The 15,282-nt window shown below is 58.7% G+C and carries 16 protein-coding genes; 10 read left to right on the top strand and 6 right to left on the bottom strand.

The genetic code is table 11. From position 1 onward, the window contains the following. Window positions 1–224: 224 nt before the first annotated feature. Window positions 225–1,445 (bottom strand): VWA domain-containing protein, encoded by a 1,221-nt coding sequence (locus tag LRM19_RS11910; RefSeq protein ID WP_115876559.1) that lies wholly within the window; start codon window positions 1,443–1,445, stop codon window positions 225–227. A gap of 331 nt (window positions 1,446–1,776) precedes the next feature. Between LRM19_RS11910 and LRM19_RS11905 the strand changes: the two genes are divergently transcribed. Further along, window positions 1,777–2,898 (top strand): ribosomal protein uL16 3-hydroxylase, encoded by a 1,122-nt coding sequence (locus tag LRM19_RS11905; RefSeq protein WP_271368946.1) that lies wholly within the window; start codon window positions 1,777–1,779, stop codon window positions 2,896–2,898. 61 nt (window positions 2,899–2,959) lie between these two features. Here LRM19_RS11905 and LRM19_RS11900 read toward each other — a convergent pair whose 3' ends face one another. Beyond that, window positions 2,960–4,378: an aminotransferase-like domain-containing protein gene (locus tag LRM19_RS11900; RefSeq protein WP_111964141.1), complete on the bottom strand. Its 1,419-nt coding sequence runs from the start codon at window positions 4,376–4,378 to the stop codon at window positions 2,960–2,962. A 176-nt stretch (window positions 4,379–4,554) separates the two neighbouring features. Here LRM19_RS11900 and LRM19_RS11895 point away from each other — a divergent pair, with 176 nt between their 5' ends. After that, complete coding sequence (locus LRM19_RS11895) at window positions 4,555–4,716, top strand: DUF1127 domain-containing protein (protein WP_045357378.1); 162 nt, start codon at window positions 4,555–4,557, stop codon at window positions 4,714–4,716. A 39-nt stretch (window positions 4,717–4,755) separates the two neighbouring features. On the opposite strand, the gene pdxR is transcribed toward LRM19_RS11895, so the two are convergent. Further along, on the bottom strand, window positions 4,756–6,144 hold the full coding sequence (gene pdxR / locus LRM19_RS11890) for a MocR-like pyridoxine biosynthesis transcription factor PdxR (RefSeq protein WP_115876556.1): 1,389 nt from the start codon (window positions 6,142–6,144) through the stop codon (window positions 4,756–4,758). Between the two features lie 101 nt (window positions 6,145–6,245). Here pdxR and LRM19_RS11885 point away from each other — a divergent pair, with 101 nt between their 5' ends. Further along, window positions 6,246–6,725, top strand: a complete 480-nt coding sequence (locus LRM19_RS11885) for a carboxymuconolactone decarboxylase family protein (protein WP_115876555.1) — start codon at window positions 6,246–6,248, stop codon at window positions 6,723–6,725. On the opposite strand, the gene LRM19_RS11880 is transcribed toward LRM19_RS11885, so the two are convergent. Then, window positions 6,712–7,614, bottom strand: a complete 903-nt coding sequence (locus tag LRM19_RS11880; RefSeq protein ID WP_271368945.1) for a LysR family transcriptional regulator — start codon at window positions 7,612–7,614, stop codon at window positions 6,712–6,714. The genes LRM19_RS11885 and LRM19_RS11880 overlap by 14 nt on opposite strands. Before the next feature lie 100 nt (window positions 7,615–7,714). On the opposite strand from LRM19_RS11880, the gene LRM19_RS11875 reads away from it, so the two are divergent. The 7 genes from LRM19_RS11875 to LRM19_RS11845 all read left to right on the top strand — a co-directional run bounded on the left by LRM19_RS11875 (window position 7,715) and on the right by LRM19_RS11845 (window position 13,334). Further along, a complete protein-coding gene (locus tag LRM19_RS11875; protein WP_271368943.1) occupies window positions 7,715–9,130 on the top strand; it encodes an aldehyde dehydrogenase family protein in 1,416 nt (471 codons plus the stop codon). A gap of 75 nt (window positions 9,131–9,205) precedes the next feature. After that, window positions 9,206–9,529: an antibiotic biosynthesis monooxygenase family protein gene (locus tag LRM19_RS11870; protein WP_271368942.1), complete on the top strand. Its 324-nt coding sequence runs from the start codon at window positions 9,206–9,208 to the stop codon at window positions 9,527–9,529. Then, entirely contained in the window at window positions 9,522–9,899 is a 378-nt protein-coding gene (locus LRM19_RS11865; protein ID WP_111964136.1) for an amino acid-binding protein, read from the top strand. The genes LRM19_RS11870 and LRM19_RS11865 overlap by 8 nt, the downstream gene beginning before the upstream one ends. Next, the gene (locus tag LRM19_RS11860; protein ID WP_271368941.1) at window positions 9,892–10,587 is read left to right on the top strand and encodes an ArsR/SmtB family transcription factor; all 696 of its coding nucleotides are present in this window, start codon (window positions 9,892–9,894) and stop codon (window positions 10,585–10,587) included. Before LRM19_RS11865 ends, LRM19_RS11860 begins: the two co-directional genes overlap by 8 nt. A gap of 146 nt (window positions 10,588–10,733) precedes the next feature. Next, window positions 10,734–11,204 carry a MarR family winged helix-turn-helix transcriptional regulator gene (locus LRM19_RS11855; protein ID WP_271368940.1) on the top strand — a complete coding sequence of 157 codons (471 nt, stop codon included), beginning with the start codon at window positions 10,734–10,736 and terminating at the stop codon, window positions 11,202–11,204. Beyond that, window positions 11,201–12,268, top strand: coding sequence for an HlyD family secretion protein (locus tag LRM19_RS11850; protein ID WP_111964134.1), 1,068 nt, complete (start codon window positions 11,201–11,203; stop codon window positions 12,266–12,268). Before LRM19_RS11855 ends, LRM19_RS11850 begins: the two co-directional genes overlap by 4 nt. Continuing rightward, window positions 12,258–13,334: a DUF2955 domain-containing protein gene (locus LRM19_RS11845; RefSeq protein WP_271368939.1), complete on the top strand. Its 1,077-nt coding sequence runs from the start codon at window positions 12,258–12,260 to the stop codon at window positions 13,332–13,334. Before LRM19_RS11850 ends, LRM19_RS11845 begins: the two co-directional genes overlap by 11 nt. Here the strand turns inward: LRM19_RS11845 and LRM19_RS11840 are convergent. Together LRM19_RS11840 and LRM19_RS11835 are read right to left on the bottom strand one after the other, a co-directional pair. After that, the gene (locus LRM19_RS11840) at window positions 13,331–14,602 is read right to left on the bottom strand and encodes a DUF445 domain-containing protein (protein WP_271368938.1); all 1,272 of its coding nucleotides are present in this window, start codon (window positions 14,600–14,602) and stop codon (window positions 13,331–13,333) included. The two genes, LRM19_RS11845 and LRM19_RS11840, sit on opposite strands and share 4 nt — an antisense overlap. 3 nt (window positions 14,603–14,605) lie before the next feature. After that, window positions 14,606–15,259, bottom strand: coding sequence for a LysE family translocator (locus tag LRM19_RS11835; RefSeq protein WP_271368937.1), 654 nt, complete (start codon window positions 15,257–15,259; stop codon window positions 14,606–14,608). Window positions 15,260–15,282 lie beyond the last annotated feature (23 nt).

Genomic DNA, 15,282 nt, shown 5'->3' with positions numbered 1-15,282 from the left:
ACAAGTGAAAGCTGGTTCCACTGTGGAAAAGGACGCCGCAAATACGCCTGGTAATCTGCGTCATTTGTTTGTGGCAACAAAATATTGAGTATTATCGGCAAGTGGCCGAAAACGTTTAGACCTAAACTAAACTTATTATTGGGACCTGCGCATATCCGATTACCGCAAAAAAAGTTTCACTGTGAAACTATATTTCTGGCAATGTATTCATTTTCTCTAATGTGTTAGTCACAACCCTGCGGTATATATTCCTTCACGGCGTTGTTCATCATCTTATTAAATTCCTGCGTATTATTGACAGCAAATACCTTTCCACCTGTATTGCTGGCAATACAGTTTCCGGCGCCGGTATTCATGATATCGACAACATTGACCTGTAATCGGGGCTTACGTTTTTTTAGCTCAAGCGCGACATCGCAAGGCGAGCCTCCGCATGTCTCTTCCCCATCCGTCACCAGTAGAATTATGGCATCACGGTCAACGCCATTAACTCGTTTCCCCGCCTCTTCTAACGCCTCTGCCAGAGCGGTTTTACCCACCGGCTGGATTTTATCAATTAACTTTTTTAGCTCAGCGCGTTGTTCCGGCAGGAAAGCCGGAGTTGCGCTCACCTGGTGGCAGTTAGCTGCGGCAATAAGGCTAATGTCCATGTCATTTGGCACGTCATCGATAATGTGTTTAGCGGATTGATGCGCGAGCGTAATGCGGCGAGGTTCACGATCGATACCGGGTACAGGTTTATCCTGCATCCACCGCATTATCTCTTCTGGTGTGGCATCCATGCTCATGGCCATAGAGCCAGAAGCATCAAAAATAATAACCATTTCAGGTGCCTGCTGTTTTGTCCGCTGTGCCGGGCAGAGCATTTTGACCTGATGCTCAGGGGCTGGCTGGACGGGAGAAACGGCAGGAGTGACTACTTTGACAGTCGGCCAGCAGCCGCGCAGGAGAACAAGAGCCAGAAGCAGAGCCAGCGCTAAAAGCCCCAGCCATAACCACCCACGCTTTTTAGGCAGCTGTTCTACCGGCAACTTAGTTGCCGGCATGATGTCCCAGCCTGTAATCACAGGCTGACCGTCAACGATCCATATTCTTTCTGGTGAGGGCTGTCTGGCTATTTTTGCCAGTAACTGCAGTGTTTCGGGAGAAGTCTGCGCGCTAGTCGAGAGTGTTTGATGAAGTTGAGTGAGTGCCGCCAGCTTTTGTGAGAGGAGTATGGCGATTTTGTCTCGCTCAACGACGTTTAAAGCGTTAAAGCGTTGGGGTTTACCATTTATTTCGCTATACCATTCAACCGCACCATCTTCAGCCTGCTGAGGGCGGGCAAAAAGATTTAGATAAGTTTTAGAAAGGTGTCGGTCAATAAGATTATTTACGACAGAAAACGTTGAAATATATTCTTGTAAGCAATGTTCGCTCTCAACGGTCCTTGTGATTCTAATCATTGCCTTTAATGAGCCAGGTATGCAAAAGAAAATAGCTTAGAGCTAAATATAAAAAATGACAATCTCTAATACTAATCTTGTTCTTAAAATTAAAAAACTACCAGTTTTAAGAGGTAAGATGTCTTGAGTAAAAGTAAACATCGGACAGGGGAAAAGGTTCAGGAAAAATTATCATTTAAGTTTTACTTTAATACCACTTCACCTAATGACCAGGTTTATCATTGCCAACACGCGCGTGGCAGGCAAATCATCTGCGCTTGACCCACGACAAAGCAGCCCTCCACGCTCTCCACCATAATCGCGCCTGTTTCCCTTCTCACTGGTGCTACCCATGGCGTATCAACTGAACCTGAACTGGCCGGAATTTCTTGAGAAATACTGGCAAAAACAACCCGTTGTGCTGAAAAATGCCTTCCCGAATTTTGTCGACCCGATTACACCGGACGAGCTGGCGGGTCTGGCGATGGAGCCGGAGGTCGATAGCCGTCTGGTAAGCCATTTCAACGGTAAATGGCAGGCCAGCAACGGTCCGTTTGAGCACTTCGACGATCTGGGCGAAACCGGCTGGTCGCTGCTGGCGCAGGCGGTGAACCACTGGCATATGCCCGCCGCGGAGCTGGTGCGTCCGTTCCGCGTTCTGCCGGACTGGCGTCTGGACGACCTGATGATCTCCTTCTCCGTGCCCGGCGGCGGCGTGGGTCCGCATATCGATCAGTACGATGTTTTCATCATTCAGGGGATGGGCAGCCGCCGCTGGCGCGTGGGCGACAAGCTGCCGATGCGTCAGTTCTGCCCGCATCCGGCGCTGCTGCATGTCGATCCGTTTGAGCCGATCATCGACGAAGATCTGGCCCCGGGCGATATCCTCTACATCCCGCCAGGATTCCCGCACGACGGTTTTACCCATGAAACGGCGCTCAACTACTCCGTCGGCTTCCGTGGACCAAACGGCCGCGATCTGATCAGCAGTTTCGCCGATTACGCGCTGGAGAACGATCTGGGCGGCGAGCACTACAGCGATCCGGATCTGACCTGTCGCGAACACCCGGGCCGCGTGGAGCAGTACGAACTCGATCGCATTCGCCAGATGATGTTCGACATGATTAGCAAGCCGGAAGATTTCACAAAATGGTTCGGCAGCTTTGTCTCCACGCCGCGCCACGAGCTGGATATCGCCGCCGCCGAGCCGCCGTACGCGCCGGAAGAGGTGCTGGACGCGCTGCAGGGCGGCGAAACGCTGTCCCGCCTGAGCGGCCTGCGCGTGCTGAACGTCAACGGCAGCTTCTTTATCAACAGCGAACAGCTGGAGACGGTAGACGCGAAGGCGGCGGATGCGCTGTGCCGCTACACGGAACTCGGCCAGGCCGAGCTGGGCGATGCGCTGAAAAACCCGGCATTTGTTGAAGAGCTCACCGGGCTGATTAACCAGGGATACTGGTACTTCGACGAGTAGTGCGGCACGGTTTTCTCCCTCTCCCTGTGGGAGAGGGCCGGGGTGAGGGCATCAGGCCGCACTAGCCCTCCTCCATCGCTATCACAATCGCTTCACCCAGCTTCTTCAACGCCTCGCGATGCTTCTCCGTCGGCGGCAGCGCCACGTTGATCCGCAGGCAGTTGCGGTACTTCCCTGATGCGGAAAACAGCGACCCGGCCGCGGCCTGGATCTTCAGCCGGCACAGCTGCTTGCTGACGCACACCATGTCGACCTTCTCCGGCAGCTCAATCCACAGCAGGAAGCTGCCCTGTGGGCGCGTGACGCAAATCTCTGCTGGAAAGTACTGCCGTACCCAGCAGGTGTAGGTTTCCATATTCTGCTGATAAATCTGGCGCATGCGGCGCACGTGGCGATGGTAATGACCGTCGCGAATAAACGCCGCCACCGCCATCTGCGTGCCCGGCACGTTAAACCCGCCGGCGGCGTATTTCATGTGCATCACCCGGTCGTAGTAGCGTCCCGGTACAATCCAGCCGACGCGCAGGCCCGGCGCCACGGTTTTGGTAAACGAGCTGCAGAGGATCACGCGTCCGTCGATATCCATCGAATGAATGGTGCGCGGGCGCGGGTACTCCGCCGCCAGCTCGCCGTAAATGTCATCCTCAACAATCACGATATCGTGCCGCTGGGCGAGGGCCAGCACCTGTTTTTTCCGCGCCTCCGGCATGATAAACCCGAGCGGGTTATTGCAGTTGGGCACCAGAATCACTGCTTTGATCGGCCACTGCTCCAGCGCCAGCTCTAACGCTTCGATGCTGATCCCGGTTTCAGAGTCGGTAGGAATTTCAATCGCCTTGATATCAAACCCGCGCAGCATCTGCATGGTGCCGTGAAACGACGGCGATTCCACCGCCACGATATCTCCAGGTTTGCATACCGAGAGCAGGGCGATTGATAGCGCACCGTGGCAGCCGTTGGTAATCACAATGTCGCTTGCCGAGACGGTGGAGCCGCCGTCCAGCATCAGGCGCGCGATCTGCTCGCGCAGCTCCAGGCGCCCGTCGAGCACGTCATAGCTCAGCATCTCGCCGGGGTTATGCTGCGCGATGCGGCTCATCTCGCGCCACAGGGGCTTCAGGCTCGGCTGGTTAATGTCCGGCGAACCGCCGCCAAAGGAGATCATCTCTTTGTCGGCGCGGGCGTCCAGCAGCATCATCACCTCATCCCACTGGGTAACGTCCACCGGGCGCTGCACCGGGCGCGTCATCGCCGGGACGGGCGGCTGGGCCTTGCGCGGCGAGACAAAATAGCCGGAGCGCGGCTGAGGGGTTATCAACTGGAGGTTTTCGAGGATCTGGTAGGCCTGCTGTATGGTGCTGATGCTCACGCCGTGCTCCTGGCTCAGCGCACGCACCGACGGCAAACGTTCACCGCTGCGATACAGACCTTGTTGAATGCGTTCTGCCAGAAGGTTGGCGAGATGTTGATAGCGCGTCATGCTGTATCCTTTGTTTTCACCATACAGATTATAAAACCAGTACAGATTGCTGCGAAAATTGGCATGCAGATACTGTTTTAGCGGATCTGTATGTTAAACAAAAGCTGTTTTTGCATCTGTATTGCACGGGTGGATTTCCGAGATGATAACCCCACTGGCACAGTGAGGAGAGCATCATGGAATTCTACGAGAATCGTTCAAAACGTCCGTTCGTCGTGTTTGTCTGGATCGGAAAAACGATCTGCAACTGGTATCGAATCAACCGTACCCGCCGCATCCTGAGCCAGATGAGCGACGAGCAGCTGAAGGACGTTGGTTTATCCCGCAATGATATTTAAACCCCTGGCCGGGTAAGGCGCAGCCGCACCCGGCGATGTTCAGCGCAACAGCTCAAACGTCTGCCGCTTCGGCCTTTCCAGTAAATCCAGCGCCTCCTGATACGACCGCACGTTGTTATAGCCCATCACCAGTCCGTAGCGTTTGCCCGACCCGCGATACCACTCCGAGAGCGCATTGACCTGCAGCTGCTGTTCCTGCCAGCAGCGCGCCACTTCCCGGTCACGGCTTCCTTTGGTCAGGAACGCCACGATATGCATCCCGCCGTCGTTTTGCTCGGTGAAAAACAGATCGCCATACACCTCCTGCAGGGCGGCAATCATCCAGTCGCGGCGGGTCTGATACAGCGCGCGCATCTTTTTCAGATGACGGAAAAAATGCCCTTCGTTGAGAAACGCGGTGAGGATCTTTTGCGTCAGCACCGGCTGGCCGCTGGTGGTGATGTCCGCGCAGTCGGTAAAGGCTCCGACGGTGCTGGCGGGCATCACCACGTAGCCCATGCGCAGCGACGGCATGATGGTTTTACTGAAGGTGCCCATAAAAATCACCCGGTCGTGCTGGTCGAGGCTTTTCAGCGACGGCAGCACCTTGCGGGTATAGTGGAATTCCCCGTCGTAATCGTCTTCGATAATCCACGCCTCGTTCTGGCTGGCCCAGTCGAGCAGCTGCTGCTTGCGCGGCAGGGAGAGCGTTACCGCCAGCGGGCTCTGATGCGACGGGGTGACGATGGCAAAACGGGCGTCGCGATGGTAACGGAGCAGGTAGTCCGTATCGATGCCGCAGCGATCGACCGGCACGGTGTGCAGGCGCGGCACGATCCGCTTGAGCAGCTGCTGGCCCATAAAATAGCCCGGATCTTCAAACAATACCTTGTCGCTGCGGCTGGCTAGGGTGTCGAGGATCAGCCGCAGGCTACCGCTGTAGCCGCTGGTGATCAGCACCTGTTCGGCGCTGCAGGACAGCCCGCGCGAAATGTTGAGATAGCTGGCGATGGCCTGGCGCAGCGGATACCAGCCCAGTACGGGCGGGTTGAGCATCTCCTCCTGACGCATAGCCCGCGTCGCCTGGCCCGCCAGCAGCAGCCATTTTTTATACGGGAAGCTGTCGAGGGCCGGGATGCCGGGGCGCAGAAACCCCGCCCGCTCGCGCTGGCTGATGAGCGATGCCGGAAGCGTGCCGGTGGGCTGTTCCGCGGGGGCTGTCTTGTCCGGCAACAGTAAGTCCGGGTTAACCCGCGTGCCGCGCGCCCCCTGGCTCACCAGATACCCTTCACCCGTCAGAATGGCGTACGCCGTTTCGACGGTTTTACGCGCCACCTTCAGCTCTTCCGCCAGCACGCGGATGGCAGGCACCCTGTCGCCCGGCTTCAGCACGCCGCGCATGATGTTGTCGCGATAGCGGGAATAAATCTCGTGATAGCCCGGCTTCATGTCCTACCTCATTTCACGCTTTTTGTATCTTTTGACTATGTCATGAACGGCGTAGATTTGCCTCATCGCACGGCACATGCCGCACAAAAAGAGGAAAGACAATGAGCACTCGCGTTAACCACCATAAAGTTACACCTGTCCTCGCCAACGCGCTGTCTGCCCTGAGCATGGAGGTAGCAAAAACCTCCATCGACCCGGCGCTGAAGCACCTGATCGACATTCGCGTGTCGCAGCTGAACGGCTGTACGTTCTGTCTGGATATGCACTCAAAAGAGGCCAAAATCGCCGGCGAGCGCGAGCTGCGCCTGTACCATCTGGCGGCCTGGCGCGAGTCCCCGCTGTTCAGCGCCCGCGAGAAAGCGGCGCTGGCGTTCACCGAAGCGCTGACCCAGATTGGCGTTCACGGCGTAAGCGATGCGCTGTACCGCAGCGTGGCGGAGCACTTTTCGGATGTCGAGATTTCAGAGCTGAACTTCGCCATCGTGGCGATCAACGCCTGGAACCGTCTGGGGATCACCTCCCGCATGGCGCCCGGCGCGCTGGACGCGGCGTACGGGCTGAACAAGGCTAACCTGGAATAATTCCGCGCTCGCGGATCATCGCCACCAGCGCCCGCAGTCCCGGCGGGACGTGGCGATGGCCGGGGTAGTACAGGCGCAGCCCGGCAAACGGCTGCGCCCAGTCGTTTAAGACGCTCACCAGTTCCCCGCTTTTCAGCTCGTCCCGAATATAGAGTTCCGGTAAAAATCCCACCCCTAATCCCGCTTTCACGGCGCGGATCGAGGCAAAAAGATCGGACGTCGCAAAGCGCGGCGGCACGGCAAGGGCGTACGTTTCCCCCCGACGCGCCAGCTCCCAGCGGTAGATCCCGCCGTGAGCCATACGCATACCGATCCCCTGATGTGAAAGCAGATCGTCCGGCGTTTCGGGTATGCCGTGACGGGCGAAATAGTCCGGCGTGGCGGTGACGAGCTGGCGGATCTCACCGGTCAGCGGCACGGCGATCATGTCCTGCGGGACGGACTCTTCGAGGCGGATCCCCGCATCATAGCCTTCCGCGACGATGTCGATCATTCGCGCTTCGCTGACGGTCTCTACGCGCATCTTCGGGTAGCGGATCATGAAGTCGATCAGCAGCTGGTCCAGAAAAAGCGTGCCGATATGGTTCGGCACGTTCAGCCGTAGCGTACCGGCGGGTTCCCCGGTGTCGCTGTGGATCTCCTCGCTGGCGAGACGGATCTCCTGCAGGGCGGGGCCGATACGCGCCACGTAGCGCTGCCCGGCGTCGGTGAGCGCCACGCTGCGGGTGGTGCGGTTGAAAAGTCGCGTCTCAAGGCGGCTCTCCAGCCCGGCGACGGCATTACTTACCGCCGTGGCGGACATCCCCAGCTCCTGCGCCGCACCGCGAAAACTGCCGCGCCGCACCACCGCCATCACCACTTCCAGCTCTGTCAGACCTGAACGATGCATAGATTATCCTGAAAATCGAAACAACCCTTGCAGCATAGCGTGGATTATCGCAACGGAGAAGCCGTGACAGACTGGGCTCACACAGCCTGAGGAGGTTTATATGCACACCATCGAACAGATCTTTATTAACGGCGAGTTTGTTACCCCGCACGGTACCGAGTGGTTTGATTTGTACAATCCGGCGACGGCGCAGGTCATCGGCCAGGTTCGTCTGGCGGATGAGGTTGACGCTGAACGCGCTATCGCGGCGGCAAAAGCGGCGTTTCCGGCGTGGTCGCAGACCACAAAACAGGAACGCATCACCGCGCTGAAGCGCATGCATGCCGCCGTGGCCGCTCGCCACGACGATCTGCTGGAAGCGGTCATTGAAGAGTACGGCGCGCCCGCCTCGCGCTCGGCGTGGATGGCTAGCTATCCGGCGGAGGTGATTGCTCAGGCAATTGAGGCGCTGGAGGCGTTTGAGTTTGTCACCCCCGCAGGTGCAGCGACGGTGCAGATGACGCCGCTTGGGGTGGCAGGGTTGATTACGCCCTGGAACAGCGACGCGGGGTTTATCTGCGGCAAGCTGGCGGCCGCGCTGGCTGCGGGCTGCACGGCGGTGATCAAGCCGAGCGAAATGAGCGCCCTGCAAACGCAGATTGTCACCGAAGCGCTGCGCGATGCTGAATTACCGCCAGGGGTATTTAATATCGTCACCGGACGCGGCGAGACGGTAGGCGAAACGATTAGCCGTCATCCGGACGTGGCGAAAATCTCGTTCACCGGCTCCACGAATACCGGCAAGGCGATCCTGCGTAGCGCGGCGGAAAGCTTTAAGCGCGTGACGCTGGAGTTAGGCGGTAAATCGCCGACGATCCTGCTGGATGATGTGGATCTCGCGCAGGCGATCCCGCTGGCGATCCAGGCCGGGTTTATGAACAGCGGGCAGGCGTGCGTGGCCGGAACGCGCATTCTGGTGCCGCAGGCGCGCAAGGCAGAGATCGAAACCGCGCTGGCGCAGGCCGTGGCGGCGGTGAAATCCGGCGACCCGCGCGATAGCGCAACGGACGTCGGCCCCATGGTCAGCAAAAAGCAGTGGCTGCGGGTGCAGGGCTATATCCGGAAAGGTATCGAAGAGGGGGCGCGCCTGCTGGCGGGCGGTGAAGGGCGACCGGAAGGCACGCGGGACGGCTGGTTCGTGCTTCCGACGCTGTTTGCCGACGTGAACAACCGGATGACGATTGCCCGTGACGAGATTTTCGGTCCGGTGCTGTGCGTGATCCCCTATCGTGACGATGCGGAGGCGATCGCCATTGCCAACGAAACCGACTACGGCCTGAGCGCGATGGTGCTGGGTGGTGATGTAAACCGCGCGCGACGCGTGGCGCAGCAGATTGTTTCCGGTCGCGTGCTGGTGAACACCCTGGCTCATGAACCGAAAGCACCATTCGGTGGCTTCAAGCACTCCGGTTTGGGGCGCGAGATGGGCGAGTGGGGAATTCGGGCGTTTATGGAGCCGAGGTCGATGGTGGGCTAAAACTTCGCTATTTACCGAAGCATTGTGCTTTTCCATCCCGCATGCTCTCCTCAACATCACCACGGAGAGACCCTCATGATCGCAGTCATTTTTGAAGCTAAAGCCGCGCCTGCCCATCAGGCGCGCTATCTTCAGCTTGCCGCAGAGCTTAAGCCGCTGCTGGCGGACATCGACGGCTTTATTGATATCGAACGGTTCCAGAGCCTGACCACCGACGGCAAAATCCTGTCCCTTTCCTGGTGGCGGGATGAAGAGGCCGTCCGCCGCTGGAAGCAGAACGTCTTTCATCAGGCGGCGCAGGCCGAAGGGCGGACGTCGATTTTTGCGTACTACCGCATCCGGGTGGCGCAGCTGGTGCGGGAATACAGTTCCGAAACCGGAGGGCATGCCGATGTATGACGTTCATGTCATTTTTCGCGATACCCCCGGTGAACTGGCGCGGTTTGGACAGCTGCTGGGCCGCAACGGCGTGGGGCTGGAGGGCGGTGGCGTATTTGGTACACATGCCCATTTCCTGGTGGAAGACGGGGAAAAAGCGCGACGCGTGTTGCTCGACGCCGGGTTTACCGTACAGGCGGTGCGACAGCCGGTGATCAGAAAGCTTAAGCAGGAACGCCCCGGTGAGCTGGGCGAGATCGCAGCGGCGCTGGCGGCACGCGGCGTGTCTATCCTGACTCAGTACAGCGACCATGCGAATCACCTTATTCTGCTGACGGATGATGATAAGCTGGCCGCAGAGATCACCGAACCCTGGGCGGCCCATGCTTAAGACGAGTTTACTCCCTGATAACAGCGCGATGCTGGAGCTGGCGATTGCCGCGGTGGCGGCTGCAATGGCCGATCCGTCGCGCGTGAAGATGCTGTGTGCGCTAATGGACGGACGGGCGTGGACCGCTACCGAACTGAGCGCCGCGGCAGACGTCGCCCCGTCGACCGCCAGCGGGCATCTTGCCCGGCTGGTTGAAGGGCAGCTAATAATCTGCCTGTCGCAAGGGCGGCATCGCTATTATCGTCTTGCCGGGCACGACGTGGCGGCGCTGGTGGAGCAAATGATGGGGCTTTCGTGGAGCCGCATTACCCCGCCGGAAACCACCGCGCCGAAAGCCATGCGTGAAGCCAGGACCTGCTACGACCATCTCGCAGGCGCGGTGGCGGTGCAGATTTATGATTTCATGCAGACGGAAGGCTGGCTGGAGGCTGATGGTTCAGCGTTGACACTCTATGGCCGGGAGCAGTTCCTGACGCTCGGCATTTCGTTAAGCGCGCATCCGCGCCGGAAGGCCTGCTGCGCCTGCCTGGACTGGAGCGAGCGGCGATTTCATCTCGGCGGTGAGGCGGGCGCTGCGTTGCTCATCCACATGGAAAGCAAAGGCTGGATCCAGCGGGTAGCGGGGTATCGGGAGGTGGTTGTGACGGCGTCGGGGAAGGCCGCTGTAAAGAGGCTTTTTAGCCGCTAAAAACGCCCGGTGGCGCTGCGCTTACCGGGCCTACGCGTACATCGCCTCCAGTAACACCTTTCGCAATTCCTGCGCTTATGCCTCTCGTTTCTTGATACTTACCCTGATAACTATTATCTTGACCGCGTGTGACGAGAGGTTTCCCCATGAGTGAAGAAGAACTGTTCTGCCGCAGACCGATGGGCATGCGGATGGCGATGATCGTGCGCCAGTGGCGTGCCGTCATCGACGAGGCCATTCTCGATACCGGGTTAACCCAGTCGAGCTGGACGGTGATGATGCAGCTTCATCAGCTCGGGGATAACGTCTCAATGAGTGAGCTGGCGGAGGTGCAGGGCATTGAACTGCCGCCGCTGATGCGCACCCTGACACAGCTGGAAAAGCAGGGTTACCTGCTGCGCGGCACATCGCCTTATGACAAGCGCATCCGGCTTCTGACGCTGACGCCTGAGGGAAAAGCCCTGTTACAAAGGCTCACTCAGGTGATTGAGACGTATCAGGCGCGCGTATCGCAAAACATCGCGCCGGAACATCTCGATATTTTCAGCGCCACGTTGAATCAAATCGCCTGCAATTTGCGGACAATCCGCGAAGAAGATAACAAGACCGAAAAATAATGACCCCTGAACAAAAGTTTGCCCGCTGGGTAAGGGTGAGTATTGCCTCTTTCCTGCTGATGTTTGTCTACTTTATCGTCGCGGATATCTGGATCCCGCTGACGCCGGACTCCACCGTGATGCGCGTGGTGACGCCGGTGTCTCCGCGCGTCTCCGGCTACGTGGCGGCGGTGCATGTCCACAACAACAGCCAGGTGAAGAAAGGCGATCTGCTGTTTGAGCTCGACGACACGCCGTTTCGCAATAAGGTGGAAGCGGCGCAAATCGCGCTTGAGCAGGCACGCCTGTCCAATGAACAGCTGGACGCGCAGATCGCCGCCGCGCAGGCCAGCCTGAAAACCGCCGTTCTGACCGCGCGTAACGACAAAGTGACCTTTGACCGCTACCAGAAGCTGAGCACACTGCAGAACGTCTCGCAGGCGGATCTGGATAAGGTTCGCACGACCTGGCAGAGCAGCGAGCAGTCCGTCAGCACGATTCAGGCCAACATCCGCAACCTGCGCATCCAGCGTGGTGAGCGCGAAGAACACCGCAACGTGACGCTGCAAAAATACCGCAACGCGCTGGATGAAGCTGAGCTGAACCTCGGCTGGACGAAGGTCTATGCCCTGGCGGACGGCACGGTCAGTAATCTGCAGTTGAGCCCCGGCTTTTACGCTTCATCCGGTTCCGCCGCGCTGGCGCTGGTGAACAACCAGACCGATATCGTGGCCGATTTCCGTGAAAAAAGCCTGCGCCATACCCATCAGGGCACCGATGCGGCCGTGGTGTTTGACGCCTTCCCGGGACATGTTTTCCGCGCCCACGTCACCAGCAGCGACGCGGGGATACTGGCGGGGCAGGAGGCCGTTAACGGCCAGCTCTCCGAGCCGGAAACCTCTAACCGCTGGGTGCGTGACGCCCAGCGCATGCGCATTCACGTGACGCTGGACGAGCCGCTTCCGAAGCATCTGCCGACCGGCGCCCGCGCGACCGTGCAGCTCTACAATAGCGAAGGGCCGTTTGCGCGCTTTTTCTCCGGGATGCAGATCCACCTGGTGAGCCTGCTTCACTATGTCTATTAGTACCCTGGCGAGGGTATTTACCCCGCACGGCAACATCGTCTATACGGCAAACGATTTCCGCCAGACACTGCGCATCGTCTTTGCCGGGATGATTGCGCTCAGCATCTCCAGCTTTTACAACACCAGCTACGGCGTGTTTTTCGTGGTCTATCCGATCATGCTGCTCTCGCTGGTGCCGGTGTTTAACCGCCACGTGGCGAAGCAGTTTATCTTCAGCGCATCGCTGAACTGCGTTGAAATGGTGATTATCATCGGCTATCTGTCGCAATGGCCGGCGATCATGACGCTGGTGGTGTTTGCCCTGTACGTGATGCGTTTTCGCTTTATGAGCAAGGGACCGCTGTTCCTGTTTGGCTCAATGGGCGTGGTATGCCAGAGCGTGATGCTCAACTTTATGAGCTACCCCACCACCAACTGGCACACGCTGCTGTTTTCCAACATCGAAGCCAGCGTGATGGCGGTGTGCCTGAGCGCGCTGATGAACTATCTTCTGCCGGACGTGGAGCCCCGCAAGCCGCCACCGCTGATTGAGAAAGACGACGCCCGCGTGCGCCACGAGTCGCTGCTCTCCGGCACCGTCGCGACGCTGATATTCGTGGTGTTCCAGATTAGCGACTTAAGCGATTCGCTTTCGGCGCTGATGGCGGGGATTTTAATCCTGTTCCCAATGCACTACCGAGGTTCAGTGATGAGCTCGATCTGGCGCGTGGTCGGCGTGGTGCTGGGCTGTCTCTACATTCTGGTGGTGCAGCTAATACTCTACGATCACAGCAGCCATATGCTGCTGATGATGCCGCTGATTGGCCTCGGGCTGGCGTTTGGCGCACGACTCCACGTGATGGAAAAAGTGGGGGCGGGCGTGGGCTTTTCCAGCATCACCACCATCGGCATTATGTTCGGGCAGAACATGCACCCCGACACTGACCTGGTGTTCAGCGATCTGTACCGCATCACCTCTGTCACCTTTTCGCTGGTGGTGACGCTGACGATGGTCTTTCTGGTGCACCTGATCCTGAACCGCTTCGAGGCGACCCGCTACGTCATCGCGCCGCCAAAAGCAGATTAATGCCCCAGCACGGCAGGCAGCTGCGAGAGTAAAAACAGGATCAGGCCAATCGTCCCGCCCACCAGGGTTCCGTTGACGCGGATAAACTGCAGATCCTTGCCAATGTTCAGCTCAATCTGGCGTGACATGTCTTTGGCGTCCCAGCTTTTCACCGTGTCGCTGATGTGGCGGGTCAGAAACGCCGCGAAGTCCGGCGCGAGGCGGTGCGCGGCCTGCTCCAGATGCTCGTTCAGCGATGCCCGCAGGCTGGCGTCGTTAGACAGCGTTTCGCCAAACCACAGCCCGGCGTTGGCGATGCGCTGCTTCACGCGCGAATCTTCACTCTGCATATCTGCCTTCAGCCACTGGCGCAGATCGGCCCACATCTCGCCCAGATAGCGGTTAAACGCCTCATCGTTTTTCAGGTAGTGCTTGATGTTGTCGGCTTTTGCCGCCATCTCCGGATCGTTTTTCAGGTTGTCGATAAGCTTCAGCGTGGCGCGGTCGAACGCCTGACGGATCTGGTGCGTGCGGTCGTGGCTGATATCGTCCAGCAGCGTGTTCACCGCGTTCGACACCATCTCCGCGCTCTGATCGCCCAGCCACTCGGTGGGCAGCACCATCGCCTTGCGCGGGTGCTCGGTCTTCAGCCAGTGGACAATCTGGTCGGCAATAAAGTCCCGCGTGCTCTCCCGCTGAATCAGGGTAATCAGACGGTTGATGATGGCGTCCAGCAGCACCTGGTGGCGGTTGTTTTTGGTCATGCTCTCCAGCATCACGGCGCTGGTTTCGGTGAAATCGACCTTGTCGATGGCCTTATGTACCGCGCGTTTAAGCAGGCGCTGAATGCGCCCGTCGTCGGTCAGTTCCAGAAAACCGCTCATCACCTGCATCAAGTGCAGCCCGACGCGCTGGGCGTTGTCGGGCTTGCTGAACCAGGCACCGATCATCTGCGCAGGTTCATAGCGGCGGATCAAATCGACCAGCGACTGGGTATCCAGAAACTTCTCCTGCACGAACTGGCCGAGATTGTCGCCAATCCGGTCCTTATTGCGCGGGATGATCGCCGTATGGCGGGAGATAAAGGGAATCGGCACCCGGCGGAACAGCGCGACGACCGCAAACCAGTCAGCCAGCGCGCCGACCATTGCCGCCTCGGCAATGGCCTTGACGCCGCGCACCCAGAAGGTCTGCGGCAGGAACAGGGTGGTGATAAAGGCCGCGGCGGCAACCAGCAGCAGCGACAGCGCCAGCAGCTTGGCGCGTTTGAGTTCAGCTATTTTTTCCATGGGTTAAGGATAGAGGTAAGCGGGGGGAAAGTGCAAAAACCGCCACAGCACCCACCCGCCAAACCCCATCAGCACTGCCCCCGCCGTGCGCTCTATCAGCCACAGCGAACGGCTGAGCTTCTGTTGAACTGACGATAATCCCATCAGGGACACCAGCGCCAGATCCCATGCCAGCACCACCATCACCATCCAGATGCCGCATGTAGCCTGCTGAAGCAGCGTGACGTCCGGCCCCAGTAGCGCCGTCATCAGGGCCAGATAGAACAGCGCGTTCTTCGGATTTAGCAGCGCCGAGCCGAGCCCCAGCAGGATCTGCTTACGCAGAGAGGGGCGATGCTGTCGGGTTTCATTCAGCGCCAGTGCCTGCGGTTGGCTGCGCACCAGATGCGAGCCTATCCACAGCAGGTACAGCGCCCCGCAAAGCTCGATAAGCGTAAACAGCCTGGCAAACTGGCGCAGCGCGCTCCAGCCGATAATCACCAGTAAGATATACAGCCCGTTGCCCGCGGCGATGCCGACGCACACTCCGGCGCTGCCGCGAAGCCGGTAGCGCGCGGCGTAGCCCACCAGCAGGAAGAAGTCCGGCCCCGGGCTTAGCAGGGCGACAAAGTGCGCCAGCGCCAGGGCGAGAAAAGCGGAAGGGAAGAACAGTTCCATAGCAACCTCAGTTTAAAAATCTG

This window comes from Enterobacter sp. PI-10 (assembly GCF_027947695.1).
In the GTDB taxonomy this organism is placed as follows: Bacteria; Pseudomonadota; Gammaproteobacteria; order Enterobacterales; family Enterobacteriaceae; genus Enterobacter; species Enterobacter vonholyi.
Note: the sequence above shows the minus strand (reverse complement) of the source record. Positions and strands in the feature narration are given on the sequence as shown.